The sequence below is a fragment of the Pseudomonas plecoglossicida NBRC 103162 = DSM 15088 genome, from assembly GCF_000730665.1.
GTDB lineage: Bacteria > Pseudomonadota > Gammaproteobacteria > Pseudomonadales > Pseudomonadaceae > Aquipseudomonas > Aquipseudomonas plecoglossicida.
The window spans coordinates 129,479-146,582 of sequence record NZ_BBIV01000010.1 but is presented as its reverse complement, the minus strand read 5'-3'; the positions used below and the strand labels follow the sequence as shown (position 1 = coordinate 146,582).

Annotated in this window: 16 protein-coding genes; 9 read left to right on the top strand and 7 right to left on the bottom strand. The window is 64.4% G+C overall.

From position 1 onward, the window contains the following. Window positions 1-12: 12 nt before the first annotated feature. On the bottom strand, window positions 13-1,482 hold the full coding sequence (locus tag PPL01S_RS07900; RefSeq protein ID WP_016395261.1) for an AhpA/YtjB family protein: 1,470 nt from the start codon (window positions 1,480-1,482) through the stop codon (window positions 13-15). Window positions 1,483-1,617: 135 nt separating this feature from the next. Here PPL01S_RS07900 and serB point away from each other — a divergent pair, with 135 nt between their 5' ends. After that, window positions 1,618-2,832 (top strand): phosphoserine phosphatase SerB, encoded by a 1,215-nt coding sequence (gene serB, locus PPL01S_RS07895; protein WP_016395260.1) that lies wholly within the window; start codon window positions 1,618-1,620, stop codon window positions 2,830-2,832. A gap of 134 nt (window positions 2,833-2,966) precedes the next feature. On the opposite strand, the gene asd is transcribed toward serB, so the two are convergent. From asd to PPL01S_RS07880, 3 genes are read right to left on the bottom strand one after another with little or no spacing between them, the layout of a single operon-like run. After that, window positions 2,967-3,830, bottom strand: coding sequence for an archaetidylserine decarboxylase (gene asd, locus PPL01S_RS07890; protein WP_016395259.1), 864 nt, complete (start codon window positions 3,828-3,830; stop codon window positions 2,967-2,969). 9 nt (window positions 3,831-3,839) lie between these two features. Continuing rightward, window positions 3,840-4,649, bottom strand: a complete 810-nt coding sequence (locus PPL01S_RS07885) for a rhodanese-like domain-containing protein (protein WP_028625484.1) — start codon at window positions 4,647-4,649, stop codon at window positions 3,840-3,842. 45 nt (window positions 4,650-4,694) lie between these two features. Further along, the gene (locus PPL01S_RS07880) at window positions 4,695-6,230 is read right to left on the bottom strand and encodes an HDOD domain-containing protein (RefSeq protein ID WP_016395257.1); all 1,536 of its coding nucleotides are present in this window, start codon (window positions 6,228-6,230) and stop codon (window positions 4,695-4,697) included. A 130-nt stretch (window positions 6,231-6,360) separates the two neighbouring features. Between PPL01S_RS07880 and motA the strand changes: the two genes are divergently transcribed. Beyond that, complete coding sequence (motA, locus tag PPL01S_RS07875; RefSeq protein ID WP_016395256.1) at window positions 6,361-7,212, top strand: flagellar motor stator protein MotA; 852 nt, start codon at window positions 6,361-6,363, stop codon at window positions 7,210-7,212. A gap of 3 nt (window positions 7,213-7,215) precedes the next feature. After that, window positions 7,216-8,229: a flagellar motor protein MotB gene (gene motB / locus PPL01S_RS07870; RefSeq protein WP_016395255.1), complete on the top strand. Its 1,014-nt coding sequence runs from the start codon at window positions 7,216-7,218 to the stop codon at window positions 8,227-8,229. A gap of 18 nt (window positions 8,230-8,247) precedes the next feature. Here the strand turns inward: motB and PPL01S_RS07865 are convergent, their stop codons facing one another. Both PPL01S_RS07865 and rsgA read right to left on the bottom strand, forming a co-directional pair. After that, window positions 8,248-8,727: a hypothetical protein gene (locus PPL01S_RS07865; protein ID WP_016395254.1), complete on the bottom strand. Its 480-nt coding sequence runs from the start codon at window positions 8,725-8,727 to the stop codon at window positions 8,248-8,250. A 113-nt stretch (window positions 8,728-8,840) separates the two neighbouring features. Beyond that, window positions 8,841-9,872 (bottom strand): small ribosomal subunit biogenesis GTPase RsgA, encoded by a 1,032-nt coding sequence (rsgA, locus tag PPL01S_RS07860; RefSeq protein ID WP_016395253.1) that lies wholly within the window; start codon window positions 9,870-9,872, stop codon window positions 8,841-8,843. Window positions 9,873-10,011: 139 nt separating this feature from the next. Between rsgA and orn the strand changes: the two genes are divergently transcribed. After that, window positions 10,012-10,554: an oligoribonuclease gene (gene orn, locus PPL01S_RS07855; protein ID WP_016395252.1), complete on the top strand. Its 543-nt coding sequence runs from the start codon at window positions 10,012-10,014 to the stop codon at window positions 10,552-10,554. A gap of 126 nt (window positions 10,555-10,680) precedes the next feature. Beyond that, window positions 10,681-11,292, top strand: a complete 612-nt coding sequence (locus PPL01S_RS07850) for a trimeric intracellular cation channel family protein (protein ID WP_016395251.1) — start codon at window positions 10,681-10,683, stop codon at window positions 11,290-11,292. A gap of 22 nt (window positions 11,293-11,314) precedes the next feature. On the opposite strand, the gene queG is transcribed toward PPL01S_RS07850, so the two are convergent. Next, entirely contained in the window at window positions 11,315-12,379 is a 1,065-nt protein-coding gene (queG, locus tag PPL01S_RS07845) for a tRNA epoxyqueuosine(34) reductase QueG (RefSeq protein ID WP_016395250.1), read from the bottom strand. A gap of 65 nt (window positions 12,380-12,444) precedes the next feature. Between queG and PPL01S_RS07840 the strand changes: the two genes are divergently transcribed. From PPL01S_RS07840 to mutL, 4 genes are read left to right on the top strand one after another with little or no spacing between them, the layout of a single operon-like run. Continuing rightward, window positions 12,445-13,305 (top strand): NAD(P)H-hydrate dehydratase, encoded by an 861-nt coding sequence (locus PPL01S_RS07840; RefSeq protein WP_016395249.1) that lies wholly within the window; start codon window positions 12,445-12,447, stop codon window positions 13,303-13,305. Further along, the gene (tsaE, locus tag PPL01S_RS07835; protein WP_016395248.1) at window positions 13,293-13,760 is read left to right on the top strand and encodes a tRNA (adenosine(37)-N6)-threonylcarbamoyltransferase complex ATPase subunit type 1 TsaE; all 468 of its coding nucleotides are present in this window, start codon (window positions 13,293-13,295) and stop codon (window positions 13,758-13,760) included. Before PPL01S_RS07840 ends, tsaE begins: the two co-directional genes overlap by 13 nt. 18 nt (window positions 13,761-13,778) lie before the next feature. After that, window positions 13,779-15,209: an N-acetylmuramoyl-L-alanine amidase gene (locus PPL01S_RS07830; protein ID WP_016395247.1), complete on the top strand. Its 1,431-nt coding sequence runs from the start codon at window positions 13,779-13,781 to the stop codon at window positions 15,207-15,209. Beyond that, window positions 15,206-17,104: a DNA mismatch repair endonuclease MutL gene (mutL, locus tag PPL01S_RS07825; RefSeq protein WP_028625485.1), complete on the top strand. Its 1,899-nt coding sequence runs from the start codon at window positions 15,206-15,208 to the stop codon at window positions 17,102-17,104. The genes PPL01S_RS07830 and mutL overlap by 4 nt, the downstream gene beginning before the upstream one ends.

Sequence of the window (17,104 nt, the reverse complement as noted above, 5' to 3'; positions counted from 1 at the left end):
CGGTGCTGGATCTCAGACCCTGCGCTCGTGCATCCGGGCCAACTGGCGTTCCAGCATCGATGGGTAAGGCTCCATCAACCGCTCCACGCAGCAGGCGCCCTCAGGGCTGGCGATCGGTCGGATCCGCGCACGTTGGCGCACCAGGGCGTCGTCGCTGATCGGCCGCTCCACCAGCAGCAGGTTGCGGCTGTGCTGGGACAGCGCCAGGGCATCCTGGGCCTTCTCGGCCTCCAGCAGGTCGGCCTGCTCCAGCCCATGCAGGTCGTCGCCCTGGGTCAGGCCAAGCTGCAGCTGCAAGGTAATGCCACTGTCTGCCACCTCGATTTGCAGGGCGTGGCCCAGGGCGCGAAGCAGCTCGCCGCAGCAGATGGCGTTGGTCAGGTAGTCCTCGCCACTGTCGCCGCTGTGGAACAGCACCAGGGTGCTGCCATCGTTGAACGTGAAGGTTTCACCGTCATACAACGAGGCCGCCTGTTCCAGGCAGTCGCGGTAGCGCTCCAGCAGTTCGGTCAGGCGGGTACGCGGCAGGCGCCGCAATTGCTCCTGAGAGCCCAGTTGAACGGCCAGTACCGCAGTGCTCTGGGGTTCGTCGGATTTGACGACGGCCGCGGGGTGCGCGCTTTCTTCATCCATCAGCCCGGCGAAGGCCTCTTCATCATGCTCGTCGGCCTGAGCTGCGATCCTGGCGCGCGGTGCGGCTTTCGGTGTGGGCTCGGCCTCGTGCAGGTCATCGAAGTGATCGTCGTCGTCTTCGTCTTCCTCATGCGCAGGCTCCGGCTCCGGCGGTGGCGGCGGGGCCAGGCGGGCATGCAGCTGGCGGGCGATATCGCCGATCTCGTCCTGGCGGTCGGTCGCCGGGGTATAGGGGTGCGGGTCACGCAGCCATACGCGCAGCTGCAGCAGCGGCAAGGTGATGTGATGGCCTTGGCGCAGGCTCAGGCTCAGTGCCAGGGCCAGCAGGATCGCGGCCAGGATGCCCATGCTCTGCATGCTGATCAGCATCGGCTGCTGGAACTGGCTCATGTCCAGGCTGATGCGCAGCTGCCCGGCGGTGACGTCCTGGAAGGTGATCTTGGTCTGGTACAGCCCCTGCGCCTCACCCAGCAGGCCGTTGCGCGGGCGCTGGCCGGCTTCGGCGAGGATACGGTTGTCCACGCTGTAGATCGCCGCGTGGGCCACCAATGGGTTCTTCACCAGGTTGCCCAGCAGCACGTTGAGACTGAGGATGTCGTTGGACACCAGCAGCTCGGTCGCCGAGGTGGCGGTCTGGGTGGTCAGGCTCTGGCCAAGGGCGTCCGCCTGCTCGTGCATGGCCTGCTTGAACTGCAGGCCCATCACGCAGGCATAGATCACCAACGCCAGCGCCACCAGGAATATGTTGGTGCTGGCGATGCGCAGTGCCAGGGGAACGCGACGTTGGCGCAGGGCACGGAAGATCATGAGGAAGAAGTTGTCTGGTTTGACGGGCGTGGGCCGGTTCACAGAGCGCGGCTCTTAGTGGCAGAAAAGTGTTGCGCAGTATAGCGACCCGTGTTTTGTCGGCAAAGTATCGTTGGCGCCCGATGGTCATGGAAAATCGGTAGAATGCGCATTTTTCATCGAAGTCGGAGCCAGGTTGTGCGCGAAATCGTCCTGATCAACATCACCGGTGAGGACCGTCCCGGTCTCACTGCCGCTATCACTGGCGTCCTGCTGCAGGGTGGTGTGAACATCCTCGACATCGGCCTGGCGGTCATGCACGGCACCTTGTCGTTCGGCATTCTGGTCGACATTCCGGACAACGAAGTGGCCACGGCCCTGCTGCAAAGCGTGCAGTCCAAGGCCCATGAACTGAACCTGCAGGCCCGCTACACGCCGATTTCCGAGGCGGATTACCAGCACTGGGCAGACGGCCAGGGCGAGGCGCGCCACATCGTCACCTTGCTCAGCCGCAAGATCACTCCTGAGCAGCTGCAGCGGGTCAGTGCGGTCATCAGCCAGTACGGCCTGACCATCGAGCGTATCGAGCGCCTGTCCGCGCGTGTGGCCCTGGATGCCCAGAGCGAGAAGGGCAAGGCCGCCATCGAAATCTCCGTGCGCGGTGTGCCGAGCGATGCTCAGGCACTGCGTGCCGACTTCTTCGCCTTGTCCGAGGCGCTGAACATCGACATCGCCTTCCAGATGGACGACCTGTTCCGCCGCAACCGCCGCCTGGCGGTCTTCGACATGGACTCGACGCTGATCGAGGCCGAGGTGATCGACGAGCTGGCCAAGGCCGCCGGCGTAGGTGAGCAGGTTTCCGCCATCACCGAGCGGGCGATGCGCGGCGAGCTGGACTTCCGCGCCAGCTTCAAGGAGCGCATGGCGCTGCTCAAGGGGTTGGATGTCAGCGTGCTGGACGAGATCGGTGCTTCCCTGCGTCTGACCGAAGGTGCCGAAAACCTGTTCGCCGAGCTCAAGCGCCTGGGCTACAAGACCGCGATCCTGTCCGGTGGCTTCACCTACTTTGCCAAGCAGGTGCAGGCGCGCCTGGGCATCGACTATGTATTCGCCAACGAGCTGGAAGTGGTCGACGGCAAGGTGACCGGTGTGGCTGTCGAACCGATCGTCGATGCCCAGCGCAAGGCCGAGCTGCTGCAGCGACTGGCGAGCGAAGAGGGCTTGCAACTGGAGCAGACGATTGCCGTGGGCGATGGTGCCAACGACCTGCCGATGCTGTCGCTGGCAGGCCTGGGTGTGGCCTTCCGTGCCAAGCCGCTGGTACGTCAGTCGGCCAAGCAGGCGATCTCGACCCTGGGTCTGGATGGTGTGCTGTATCTGCTGGGGCTGCGCGACCGCGACGCCCGCGTTTGATCTGAAATTCTGGGGCTGCTTTGCAGCCCATCGCCGGCAAGCCAGCTCCTACAGGGTTCCGTGGTGTTCCAGGGATCTTTTGTGGGAGCCGGCTTGCCGGCGATGGGCCGCAAAGCGGCCCTACATGCAGTGAATCAACCCTGCGCAGGCGCTGCCAGCAGCTCACCCATGCGCACTGCCGAACCGGCACCCAGAGTTTCGGCCCACTTCACCTGCTCAGGCCCGAACAGCACGATGGCGGTCGAACCCAGCTTGAAGCGGCCCAGCTCCGCACCTTTTTCCAGGTGGATCGGCGCACGGCTGCCTTCGTCATAACGGAACGTCTTCAGCTCACGCTTTGGCGGCGTGACCAGCCCGGCCCATACCGTCTCGATCGAGGCAACGATCATCGCGCCGACCAGCACCACGGCCATCGGCCCGCGCTCGGTGTCGAACAGGCACACCACTCGCTCGTTGCGGGCAAACAGCTCAGGCACGTTCTCTGCCGTGGTCTGGTTCACCGAGAACAGGCGGCCCGGCACGTACACCATCTCGCGCAGGGTACCGGCCAGCGGCATGTGCACGCGGTGGTAGTCCTTCGGCGACAAATAGATAGTGGCGAACTCACCGCCCATGAATGGTGCAGCCAGGGCAGGATCGCCACCCAGCAGCTCCAGGGCGCTGAAACCGTGGCCCTTGGCCTGGAAGATGCGGCCGTGCTCGATCGGGCCGAGCTGGCTCACGGCGCCGTCGGCCGGGCAGAGGATCGCCCCCGGGGTTTCGTCCAACGGGCGTGCGCCCGGCTTCAGGGCGCGGGTGAAGAAGGCATTGAAGTGCTCGTAGGCGCTCAGGTCTTCGACCAGCGCTTCGCTCATGTTCACCTGATAGCGCTTGGCGAACCAGGCGGTGAAGGCGTTCTTGAACCAGCGTGCACGGCACTCGGCGACGCAGCCGGCCAACCGCGACAGCAGGTGGTGCGGCAGCAGGTACTGGCTGATGATGAACAAACGGGATTTCATGCAGGTTCCTTAAACTTCTACAGGCGTGTCCGGGTGGTTGCCCCATTCGCTCCACGAACCGGCGTAGGCCTTTACGCGTGGGTAGCCGAGGGCCTTGGCCACCAGGTAGGTGAAACCGGAGCGGCGGTGAGTCTGGCAATGGGTGATCACTTCCTTGTCAGGGGTGATGCCCTTTTCTTTCAGGACATCGGCGATGTCCTTGCGGATGCGCAGGTGGTCGTTGAGATCCATGCCTGCGGTCCATTCGAAATTGATGGCGCCGGGGATATGCCCGCCCTTGGCCGCCAGCAGCTTCTCGCCGCTGAACTCCTGGGGTGCACGGGCATCCCAGATGACCAGGTCGTCGGCGCCCAGGCGGCTTTGCAGGTACTCGCGAGTCGCGGTTGGCTCACCATGCAACTGCAACTGCACAGGGGCGTTTGCTGGCGCGAGTACCTCGGTCGACAGCTTGTCTGCTGGCCAGGCCTGGATGCCACCGTTGAGGTAGTGGTAGGCCTTGTGGCCAACCACATCGAGCATCCAGATGAAGCGACCGGCCCAGCCACCGCCTTCATCGTCGTAGACCACGTAGACGGCGTCGTCGTGGTGGCCGAGCTCGCTGAACAGTTTCTCCAGGTCCCCGAGCGCCGGCAGCAGGCCGGGCGCTGGTGGCAGGCCGAGCTGGGTGCGCTTGCCCTCGACGAAACGCGCGCCAGGGATATGCCCGCTGACATAGCGGTTGGCGCTGCTGAGGTCGACCAGGATCAGCTGTGGTGAATCGAGGCGTGGCAATAAGTCATCGGCCTCGATTACCAGGGGCAATCCGGAAAAGTCTGTCATCCACGGTCTCCAGTGTGGAAAGAGGGAGCGATTGTAGCGCAAGGGTCAGGCATTGCGGTTGGCAAACACCGTCAGGGCGCGCTCGATACACTGCGCGGTCTTGCCGAAGGCCTGCACGCTGACGTCAGCCAGCGGCTTGCCGCCCTGGTCGGCCACCGCCAGCATCAGTACCTGTTCATTGACCGCCAGCGAGCGTAGCAACACGTGTTCGCCGCGGAAGACTGCTCGCAGCGGGGAGGGCAAAAGTGCAGCGAACTGGCTGTGATTCTCCGGCGTGAGGCGTAGTTGCCCGGCTTTGCTGAGCAGCTTCTGCAGCAGTTTGTTCTGCGCGACGGGCAGGGTAATGGCCGCCGCCTCCTTGGGCAGCCCGGCCGCCTGTTGTACGCGCAACAGATCATTGGCCTTGTCCAGGCTGAGCAGCAGAATGCGCTGCATGCCGCACTCCTCCAGGGCCTGGCGGGCGTGGGTGGCCAAGTGCACGGCATTGCTGAACGGGCTGGGCTGGGCCAGCAGCTCCTGGCACAGCGCGCGCCAGCGCCCCAGCTGCTCGCTGGATGGCGGCGGTGGTGCGAGCATGTCGGGGTGCGGGCGGCGCTGGTGCCAAGGCCAGAGCAGCGCTTCGGCCGGGTGGAACAGCGCGTGTCGGGCGTGGCGCCGGGCACTGGCGGCAGCCTGCTGGTGGACCTGTTGCTGCACGTCTTCCAGCGATGTCTGCAGGTAAAGGGCGGTCAGCAATTGCCAGCGAAGCAGATGCGGGTTGCTCCAGCCGACTTGGGCAGCCAGCGCCAGGTTGTTGGCCAGCAGCACGGTGTTGGCAGGTTGGTTGAACCAGCGACGCAGGCCGGCTGCGTCGTCCAGGCGGTGCTGCTGGCTGAGCAGGTCTTCGTCGCGTGCGATGCTCAGTACCTGTGCCAGTTGCTCCCGCTCTTCAAGCAGCAGGCGGTAGCCCTGGGTTACCCATTGCGGCAGGCGCCATTGTTCGGCTACGGCTTGGCACAGGGCCATGATCCGTACACCGAAAAGTTCTTCTTCTACTTGCGCGGCATCTTCACCCTTGTGGATGACGCGCAGTTCCCAGGCGTCCAGCAGCGCGGGGCAGGTCAGCGCCATGGGCCACAGCGGCGAGAGGAACAGCAGGCTGCCCCAGTGGATTTCCTGCCACAGCCGCGCCAGGCGGCTGGCGAAAAGGCCGCTGGCCTGTTGTGCGGCGTGCTGGCTGATCATCAGGAACTGGCGCAGCACGGGAGGGATGTCGGCGTCCGGCAGTGCCGGCAGGCGATTGAGCAGCTCCTTGCTGCGTGCCAGGCCCAGGCGATTGAGGGCGATTTCCAGGCTTTCGGCAGGCTCAGCCTGGCTGGCATTGGCCGGGTGATTGGCCTCGCGCATCACCGACAGCACCAGGGCCGGGCTGTCCTGCATCAGTTCGGCGATCTCGCGCAGGGAGCGGCGGTAATCGTTGATGGCGCTCATGACCCGGTCGTGACTGTGCTTCGGCACCGGTAAACGAACACCGTCGAGCAGCTTTACCCAGGCGTCTAGCGTACGCGGATTCTGAGTGGGTATCTTGGATTCCATTGGCATTTTGACATCAGTCCGAACTGGCTTTTCTCATTATGTGGCTATAGTCTGGCGCAGTTCTGCCGATAAGTAGAAGAAGAGTTTTAAAGCTCCCGCCCCTCACCCTGACCACGACAGCAAGTGCTTTGAACCTATGGCTAAAATTATCGGCATCATCGTCGTATTCGCGAGCGTGCTCGGCGGATATGTGCTCTCCCACGGCAAGATCGCGGCACTGATCCAGCCGTTCGAAGTGCTGATCATCGGCGGTGCGGCCTTTGGCGCCTTCATGCAGGCCAACCCTGGTTACATGACCATGCATGTAATCAAGAAGTCGATGAAGATGTTCGGCACGCGCTTCACCCATACCTTCTACCTGGAGGTACTGGGCCTGGTGTACGAGATCCTCAACAAGAGTCGTCGCGAGGGCATGATGGCCATCGAGGGCGACATCGAGGATGCCGCCTCCAGCCCGATCTTCGCCAAGTACCCCGCCGTGCTGGGCGATGAGCGCATGACGGCATTCATCTGCGACTATCTGCGCATCATGTCCACCGGCAACATGGCGCCCCATGAGCTCGAAGGCCTGTTCGACATGGAGCTGCTGAGCATGAAGGAAGAGCTCGAGCACCCGTCGCACGCGGTCACCGGCATTGCCGACGGCATGCCCGGTTTCGGTATCGTCGCCGCGGTATTGGGGATCGTGGTGACCATGGCGTCGCTGGGCGATGGCGACCAGGCTTCCATCGGCCTGCACGTCGGTGCGGCCCTGGTCGGTACCTTCTTCGGTATTCTCGCTGCCTATGGCTTCTTCGGGCCGCTGGCCAAGTGCCTGGAGCACGATGCCAAGGAAGAGCTCAACCTGTACGAGTCGATCAAGGCATCGCTGGTTGCCTCCGCCTCGGGCATGCCGCCTTCGCTGGCCGTGGAGTTCGGGCGCAAGGTGCTGTACCCCAAGCACCGCCCAAGCTTCGCCGAGCTGGAACAAGCGGTTCGCGGTCGCTGAGTCATGGAAAACAATCAGCCGATAATCATCAAGCGCGTCAAGCGCTATGGTGGCGGGCACCATGGGGGTGCCTGGAAAATCGCCTTCGCCGACTTCGCCACGGCGATGATGGCCTTCTTCCTGGTGCTGTGGTTGCTGTCCACGGCAACGCCAGAGCAGAAGATCGCCATCGCCGGCTATTTCAAGGACCCGATCGGCTTCTCCGAAAGCGGTACGCCCTACGTCATCGACCTGGGCGGCTCGCCGCAGCTGGCGCCGGAAAAGACCATCAACCCGGAAGAGAAGTCCGAACCTACGCCTGATACCAGCATCCAGCTGGACAAGGATCAGGTCGAGACCATGGCCGAACAGGTCGAGCGCGAGCGCCTCGAGCTGTTGCTGCAGGAGCTGCAGAACAAGGTCGAAGAGAACCCGCAGTTGCAGAAGTTCAAGGATCAGATCCTGTTCGAGATCACCCAGGACGGTCTGCGCATCCAGATCATGGATGCCGAGAACCGGCCGATGTTCGACATCGGCAGTGCCCGCCTGCAGCCGTATTTCGAGGACATCCTGCTGGCCATGGCCGACACCATCAAGGCCGTGCCGAACAAGATCAGCATCAGCGGGCATACCGATGCCAAGCCCTATTCGGGTAGCGGTGAATTCGGCAACTGGGAGTTGTCGGCCAACCGTGCCAATGCCGCGCGCCGCGCGCTGGTGGCCGGGGGCTACCCGGATGAGCAGGTGGCGCGGGTGGTGGGGTATGCGTCTTCGTCGCTGTTCGACCGCAAGAACCCGTTCAACCCGGTGAACCGTCGTATCGACATCATCGTCCTGACCAAGAAGGCCCAGCGCAACATCGAGGGCGAGCAGGGCGCGCCGCAGACGCCGCCGGCCCAGGCCCCGGCACCTGCTGCGCCTGGCGCTTCTGCCGCGCCTGGGGCAGGCGACGCGCCGATGCAGCCGCGTGAGCTGCGCCAGAAGCTGAACATCTTCGAGGATGGCACCTTGAAGATGGACGAGGCGAAGGACCAGTAAGCGTCAAGAGGGCCGCTTTCAAAACCCCCGCCTGATCTTGGCCTTCAGATCGGCATGGAAGAAGTCCGCATTGTCCCTGTCGGCCCAACTCCCGCCGAGCGCCGGCAAGGTCAAGGCCCGGGCGAATGTGCATTCGTCGTGATACGCCCTCACGAACAGGTCGATATGCGCGCGCTCGCGCAAGACCGGCCATTTGCCAAGGTGAGCCGGCAAAGCGTTGCCATCCGGCTGGTAGAAACTCACTCTGCGGCTGGCCATGACTGCAGCCCCCAGCAGCCATGCCGTCCACCAGTCATCGGCGAAGCGCTCGGGCAGCAGGCCAATCCAGTGGGTCGCATCACAGACCTGCTGGCAGAAGCTGCCATAGAGGTCTTCGCTGGTCTGCCCGTCGCAGTCGAACAGGACCAATTGTGCGGGAATGCCTTCGAGCAAGAGGCGCTCGTTGAGAATGAAGGCGTCAAGCCGCTCTTCGTGGCGGTAGCTGATGAACACCGGCATCACGGTTGCCCTCCCTGATAGAAGTCATGACCATCAGGGAAAGCGGCGGCCGGAGCAATAGATGACGGTAAAACCGGAACAGTCCTACGCTTTGAGGTAAATAATCCTACAGGTCAGTAGCTATCTTCCGGCAGGCTGGCAATGATCGAGCGGTAGCTGCTCATCCGCTGAGGCTTGATTCGACCTTCTTCCAGTGCCTTGAGCAAGGCGCAGCCCGGTTCGCGGTCGTGCTTGCAGTCACGGAAGCGGCAGGTGCCGAACAGGTCGCGGAACTCGATGAAGCCATCCTCCACATCGCCACGGCTGACATGGCCGAGGCCGAATTCGCGAATGCCGGGTGAGTCGATCAGGTCGCCGCCATTGGGGAAGTGGTACAGGCGCGCGGTAGTGGTGGTGTGCGTGCCCTGGCCGGACCATTCGGAAAGATCGCCCACGCGCGTGCCGGCATCCGGCAGCAGGCTGTTGACCAACGATGACTTGCCCACGCCCGACTGGCCGACGAACACGCTGATGTGGCCATCGAGCATGTGTTGCAGGCGCTGCATGCCGTCGCCGTGGTGCGCCGAGACCTCGAGCAGCGGGTAGCCCAGTTCGCGGTAGACCTCGAGCAGCGCATGCAGCCCCGGACCGTTCTCGTCATTGATCAGGTCGGCCTTGTTCAGTAGCAGCAATGGACGGATGCCGGCATGCTCGGCCGCCACCAGGTAGCGGTCGATCAGGTTCGGATGCGGCTCGGGAGCGGGTGCGAACACGATCACGATCAGGTCGACGTTGGCCGCCACCGGCTTGAGCTGGCCGTGGTTGTTCGGCCTGCACAGTTCGGTGCTGCGGGGCATCTGCGCGACGATCACCCCGATGCCCTGGTTGCCTGCGCGCCACACGACGCGGTCGCCGGTGACCAGCGCCGGCAGGTTGGCCCGCAGGTGGCAACGGAATACCTGGCCGGCGGCCTCGCCATCCTGAGCCTCGACCTCGACCTGCACGCCGAAGTGGGCGATCACCAACCCCAGCTGTTCCGGCCCCAGGTCGCCACCCTCCAGCTCCTGCAGCGCATGCTGTTCGCGCTTGGCAGCGCGTGCGGCGCGTTCGTTCTGGATTTTTTCGATACGCCAGTTCTGGCGGCGGTTGAGCTGGCGTTTGGCCATGAAGGTTCCGTGGAGGGGCGATTGAAAACGGCCCGCAGTTTAGCACGCCAGGCGCCGTACCATCGTGCTTGGCGTTGCGCCATGAATGCGCGGGCTGCCCGCGCTAGGCTAATATGACCGCCTATTCGAGGAGCCCTGCATGCAGAACCCACAGAACCTGATCTGGATCGACCTGGAAATGACCGGTCTGGACCCGGACAGCGATGTCATCATCGAGATGGCCACCATCGTCACCGACAGTGAACTGAACACGCTGGCCGAAGGGCCGGTGATCGCCATCCACCACAGCGACGAAGTGCTGGCGCGGATGGATGAGTGGAATACCCGAACCCACGGCGCCTCGGGCCTGACCCAGCGCGTGCGGGAAAGCAAGGTGAGCATGGCCGAGGCCCAGGCGCAGACCATCGCCTTCCTCGAGCAGTGGGTGCCGAAGGGCAAGTCGCCGATCTGCGGCAACAGCATCTGCCAGGACCGCCGCTTCCTTTATCGTCACATGCGCGAGCTGGAAAACTACTTCCACTACCGCAACCTCGACGTTTCAACCTTGAAGGAACTGGCCGCGCGCTGGGCGCCGGATGTGCGTGACAGTTTCAAGAAGGGCGGCACCCATCTCGCGCTGGACGACATTCGCGAGTCGATCGCCGAACTGCGCCACTATCGCGAGCACTTCATCAAATTTTAAGCTTCAAGCCTCGAGCGGCAAGCTACAAGCCAAGCAGTGTAATGTTCGGGGGCGGTTATCCGTCCGATCAATGCATATCGCTTGCTGCTTGAGGCTTGCTGCTTGCCGCTTATCTGGACCCGCACCATGTTGTTGATGCTCTACCTTGTCGCCATCACCGCCGAAGCCATGACTGGCGCCTTGTCTGCCGGCCGCCGCGGCATGGACTGGTTTGGCGTGGTGCTGATCGCCTGTGTCACCGCCCTGGGTGGCGGCTCGGTGCGCGACGTGCTGCTCGGGCACTACCCGTTGACCTGGGTGAAGCACCCGGAATACCTGGTGCTGACCAGCCTTGCCGCACTGCTGACGATCTTCATTGCGCCGATGATGCGCCGCTTGCGCTCGCTGTTCCTGGTGCTCGATGCCCTGGGGCTGGTGGCCTTCACCCTGATTGGTTGCATGACGGCGCTGGAAATGGGGCAGGGAATGCTGGTGGCGTCGATCAGCGGGGTGATCACCGGGGTGTTTGGCGGGATTCTGCGAGACATCTTCTGCAACGACATTCCGCTGGTGTTCCGGCGTGAGCTGTATGCCAGCGTGTCGTTTGCGGCGGCGTGGTTCTATCTGGGGTGTGTGTATTTCAAGCTGCCGGCCGAGCAGGCCATGCTGCTGACCTTGTTTGGCGGGTTCCTGCTGCGCTTGCTGGCCATTCGTTTCCATTGGGAAATGCCCAAGTTCCACTATAACGACCAGCAGTGAAGCTGGGGCGCGCAGCGGCCCCCTAACGGCAGCCATGCCGCTCCAGCGCCCACTGCACATGCTCACGCACCAGCTCCGAAGGGTCGTCCCGCCGCGCCTTGAGGGCCTCCAGCACCGGAATCGTCGAAGGTGCATTGCCCAACCCCACCGCCAGGTTGCGCAAGAAACGCTCATACCCCGCCCGCCGCAATGGCCCGCCTTCGGTCTTGCGCAGGAAGGTCCGCTCATCCCACAGGAACATCTCTGCCAGCTCGGTATTTTCCAGGCCGTGCCGGGGCTGGAAGTCGTTCTCCTGAGTCGGCTGGGCAAAACGGTTCCACGGGCAGACGATCTGGCAGTCATCACAGCCAAATACCCGATTGCCCATCATCGAGCGCAACTCGACGGGAATCGCGCCCTTCAGTTCGATGGTCAGGTAGGAAATGCAGCGCCGCGCATCCAGCACATAAGGCCCGATGAAGGCCTTGGTCGGGCAGATGTCCAGGCACGCCTCGCAACGCCCGCAATGTTCGCTGGCATGCGCCTCGTCCACCGGCAGCGGCAGGTCGACGAACAGTTCGGCGAGGAAGAAGTAGCTGCCGGCCTTGCGGTTGAGCAGCAGGGTGTTCTTGCCGATCCAGCCCAGCCCGGCCTGTTCGGCCAGGGCCTTTTCCAGCACCGGGGCGCTGTCGACGAAGGCGCGATAGCCGAACGGGCCGATGTCTTCCTGGATGCGGTCGGCCAGATGCTGCACGCGTTTGCGCACCAGCTTGTGATAGTCGCGTCCCAGGGCGTAGCGCGATACATAGGCCTTTTCCGGCTGCGCCAGCCGTTGTGCCATTTGCGTGTCGCCAGGCAGGTAGTCCATGCGCAACGAGACCACGCGCACGGTGCCGGGAATCAGTTGCTCGGGGTGGGCCCGCTTGCTGCCGTGCGCGCCGAGGTATTCCATCTCGCCCTGGTAGCCGGCGTCGAGCCAGCGCTGCAGGTGCTGTTCGTGCTCGCCAAGGTCCACCCCGGCGATGCCGACGTGGGCAAAACCGAGTTCTCGGCCCCAATGCTTGATCGATTGGGCCAGTGCGGCGAGGTCAAGTGTGCAAGCGGACATGGATGGGCAAGGCAATACGGGCTCAGGTGCGTATAATTCTGCCAGACATTGGAGCCTTTGACCTCATGCCCCAGACCAAACACCTCAGTCAGCCCCCGCAATTGCTTGGCAGCAGGACGGTGGCGCGCTTGCCGGCAAGGCCTGCGCATGCCCAGAAAGGCGACTTCGGCCATGTGCTGGTGGTCGGCGGCGACCTTGGAACCGGTGGCGCGGTACTGCTCGGTGCCGAGGCCGCGCTGCGCTGTGGCGCCGGCCTGGTCAGCGTGGCGACCCGGCCCGAGCATGTTGCCGCAAGCCTTGCCCGCCTGCCGGAGGTCATGTGCCTCGGGGTGAGCTCGGCCAACCAGTTGATGGGGCTGCTGGAGCGTGCCTCGGTGCTGGTGGTCGGCCCTGGCCTGGGCCAGGCGGCCTGGGGCCGCAGCCTGCTGTCGGCAGTGGCCAATGCCGAGCAGCCCCAGGTGTGGGACGCCGATGCATTGAACCTGCTGGCGCGTACACCGCTGGCCTTGCCCAGCGGCAGTATCCTGACGCCTCATCCAGGGGAGGCTGCGCGCTTGCTGGGCATTTCCACCGAAGCGGTCCAGGCCGACCGCGCCGGCGCTGCCCGCAAGCTGGCGCGGCGCTATGCCAGCATCTGTGTGCTCAAGGGTGCCGGCACCCTGGTCGCCGATCCGGCAGGGCAGCTGGCACTGTGCGAGCGCGGTCATCCGGCAATGGCCGGGGCGGGCCTGGGCGATGTGTTGACCGGCGTACTGGGCGCCTTGCTGGCCCAGGGGCTGGACGCCTGGAGTGCCGCCTGCCTGGGCGTGTGGCTGCACGCCTGCGCTGGCGAGCGTCTGGGAGTCAAAGGTAGAGGCTTGGCGGCCAGCGATCTGGCGCCCGTCATTCGTGAATTGTTGGAGGAACATTCTGCGTGTCAGGCATAACCCTGTTTCTGGCCGATGAAGCGGCTACCGTGGCATTCGGCGCCAAACTGGCCGAGGTGACCGGCGGTCACGGCGTGATTTTTCTCGAAGGTGACCTGGGGGCGGGGAAAACCACCCTGTCCCGCGGTCTGATCCGTGGCCTGGGCCATACTGGTGCAGTGAAAAGTCCCACGTTCACCGTGGTCGAGCCCTACGAAATCGGTGAGGTGCGTGCCTTCCACTTCGACCTGTATCGCCTGGTCGACCCGGAAGAGCTGGAGTTCATGGGCATTCGCGACTACTTCGAGGGCGATCCGCTGTGCCTGTTCGAGTGGCCACAAAAGGGTGCGGGCGTTTTGCCAAAGCCTGACCTGACCATTACCATAAGCCCCCAAGCGGGCGGACGCTCGCTGAACCTTTCGCCGCAGGGGACTCGCGGCGAGGCCTGGTGCGTTGCACTGGCCAAAACACAATAAACAGTAAGTGGGGTAGGTATGCGCATACGCGCACTGGTCGCTGTCGTTGGGCTGCTGCTGACAGCGGTGACCGTTGACGCTCTGGCCGTCACACAAGTCAAGAGCATGCGCCTGTGGCGTGCGCCGGACAACACGCGGCTGGTCTTTGACCTTTCAGGCCCGGTGCAGCATAGCGTCTTCACCCTGAGTGCGCCCGATCGCCTGGTCATCGACATCAATGGCGCGACCCTGGCTGCGCCGCTGAGTGTCTCCACTTCGAACACGCCGATCAGCAGCGTGCGCTCGGCACAGCGCACGCCCACTGACCTGCGCGTGGTGGTCGACCTGAAGAAATCGGTGACGCCCAAGAGCTTCACGCTGGCGCCCAACGCCCAGTATGGCAACCGCCTGGTGGTCGACCTGTACGACCAGGAGTCGGACGCCATCGCTGCCACGACGCCGCCAGCACCGCCGACGCCAGTACCTACCCCGGCGACCACGCCGGCCGTGCCGGTCAGCCCGGCTCAGCCGGCGATCAAGCTGCCGCCTGTACCTGCCGGCAAGCGTGACATCGTGGTCGCCATCGACGCCGGCCATGGCGGTGAGGACCCGGGTGCCTCCGGCTCGCGCGGCCAGCACGAGAAAGACATCGTGCTGCAGATCGCCAAGGAGCTGCAGCGCCAGATCAACTCCGAGAAGGGCTACCGCGCCGAGCTGACCCGTACCGGCGACTACTTCATTCCGCTGCGCAAGCGCACCGAGATCGCCCGCAAGAAGGGCGCCGACCTGTTCATCTCGATTCACGCCGACGCGGCGCCGTCGCGGGCGGCGTTCGGGGCGTCGGTGTTCGCCCTGTCCGACCGCGGCGCCACGTCCGAGACCGCGCGTTGGCTGGCCGACACGGAAAACCGTTCCGACCTGATCGGCGGTGCCGGCAATGTCAGCCTCGACGACAAGGACCGCATGCTGGCGGGCGTGCTGCTCGACCTGTCGATGACCGCGACGCTCAGCTCCAGCCTCAATGTCGGGCAGAAGGTGCTCGGCAACATGGGGCGCGTCACCTCGCTGCACAAGCAACGGGTAGAGCAGGCGGGCTTCATGGTGCTGAAGTCGCCGGACATTCCGTCGATCCTCGTCGAAACCGGGTTCATTTCCAACAACAATGAAGCCGCCAAACTGGCCACCTCCAGCCATCAGCAGGCCCTGGCCCGCTCGATCCATACCGGTGTGCGCCAGTACTTCCAGCAAAACCCGCCGCCCGGCACCTATGTGGCCTGGCTGCGTGACAGCGGCAAGATTGCCCAGGGGCCGCGCGACCATACCGTGCGCCCTGGCGAAACCCTGGCGATGATTGCCGTGCGCTACCAGGTCAGCGTCCCCAGCCTGCGCAGTAGCAACAGCCTCAAGACCGATGAGCTGAAGGTCGGCCAGCACCTCTCTATCCCCGCCACTACGCTGGCTTCGCAATGAGTGGTGGGTCGCGCATCCAGCTGCTCAGCCCGCGGCTGGCCAACCAGATCGCCGCGGGCGAGGTGGTCGAGCGCCCGGCCTCGGTGGCCAAGGAGCTGCTCGAGAACAGCCTCGATTCCGGTGCCCGGCGCATCGACGTCGAGGTCGAGCAGGGTGGCGTCAAGCTGCTGCGGGTGCGCGACGACGGCGGTGGTATTTCCGCCGATGACCTGCCGCTGGCCCTGGCCCGTCACGCCACCAGCAAGATCCGTGAACTGGAAGACCTCGAAGGGGTGCTGAGCCTGGGCTTTCGTGGCGAGGCCCTGGCCTCGATCAGCTCGGTGGCGCGCCTGACCCTGACCTCTCGCACTGCCAGCGCAACCGAAGCCTGGCAGGTGGAAGCCGAAGGTCGCGACATGACTCCGCGGGTGCAGCCTGCCGCGCATCCGGTGGGTACTTCGGTGGAAGTGCGCGACCTGTTCTTCAATACCCCGGCGCGACGCAAGTTCCTCAAGGCCGAGAAGACCGAGTTCGACCACCTCCAGGAAGTCATCCGCCGCCTGGCCCTGGCCCGTTTCGATGTCGGCTTCCACCTGCGTCATAACGGCAAGAGCATTCTCAGTCTGCACGAAGCGCACGACGAAACAGCACGTGCGCGGCGGGTCGGCGCCATCTGCGGCCCAGGTTTCATGGAGCAGGCACTGCCCATCGATGTCGAGCGCAATGGCCTGCGGCTGTGGGGTTGGGTCGGCCTGCCGACGTTCTCGCGCAGCCAGGCCGACCTGCAGTACTTCTTCGTCAATGGTCGCGCGGTGCGCGACAAGCTGGTCGCCCACGCCGTGCGCCAGGCCTATCGCGATGTGCTGTTCAATGGGCGGCACCCGACATTCGTGCTGTTCCTCGAGCTCGAGCCCAACGGCGTCGACGTCAACGTGCATCCGACCAAGCACGAAGTGCGTTTCCGCGAAGGGCGCTCGGTGCACGACTTCCTCTACGGCACCTTGCACCGTGCCTTGGCCGACGTTCGCCCCGAAGACCAGCTGGCGGCGCCTGCCGCGGCTGCCGAGATCGTCCGCCCGAGTGGCCAGCAAGTCGGTGAATTCGGGCCGCAAGGTGAGATGCGCCTGGCCTCGCCGGTGCTCGAACAGCCCCAGGCACCTCAGTTTTCGGTGTCCAATGGCGGCAGCGGTGCGGGTTATCAATACCAGTACACACCGCGCCCGTCTCAGCCGCTGCCGGCGGCCGAGGCACAAGCGGCCTATCGCGAGTTCTACAAACCCTTGAACGACGGCGCGGCTGCGCCGCCGGCGCTGCCCGCGAGCCAAGGCGACATCCCGCCGCTGGGTTATGCCCTGGCCCAGCTCAAAGGTATCTACATCCTCGCCGAGAACGCCGTCGGACTGGTGCTGGTGGACATGCATGCTGCCCACGAGCGCATCATGTACGAGCGCCTCAAGGTGGCCATGGCCAGTGAAGGCCTGAGCGGCCAGCCGCTGCTGGTGCCCGAGACACTGGCGCTGAGCCAGCGCGAGGCCGATTGCGCCGAGGAGCATGGGCAGTGGTTCCAGCGGCTGGGCTTCGAGTTGCAGCGTCTGGGGCCGGAAACCCTGGCGATTCGCCAGATCCCGGCCTTGCTCAAGCAGGCCGAGGCCAATCGCCTGGTCCAGGACGTACTCGCCGACCTGATGGAATACGGCACCAGCGACCGCATCCAGGCGCACCTCAACGAACTGCTCGGCACCATGGCCTGCCACGGCGCCGTGCGCGCCAACCGACGGCTGGCCATCCCCGAGATGAACGCCCTGCTGCGCGATATGGAAAACACCGAGCGCAGCGGCCAGTGCAACCACGGCCGTCCCACCTGGACCCAGATGGGCCTGGACGATCTGGACAAACTTTTCCTGCGCGGTCGATGA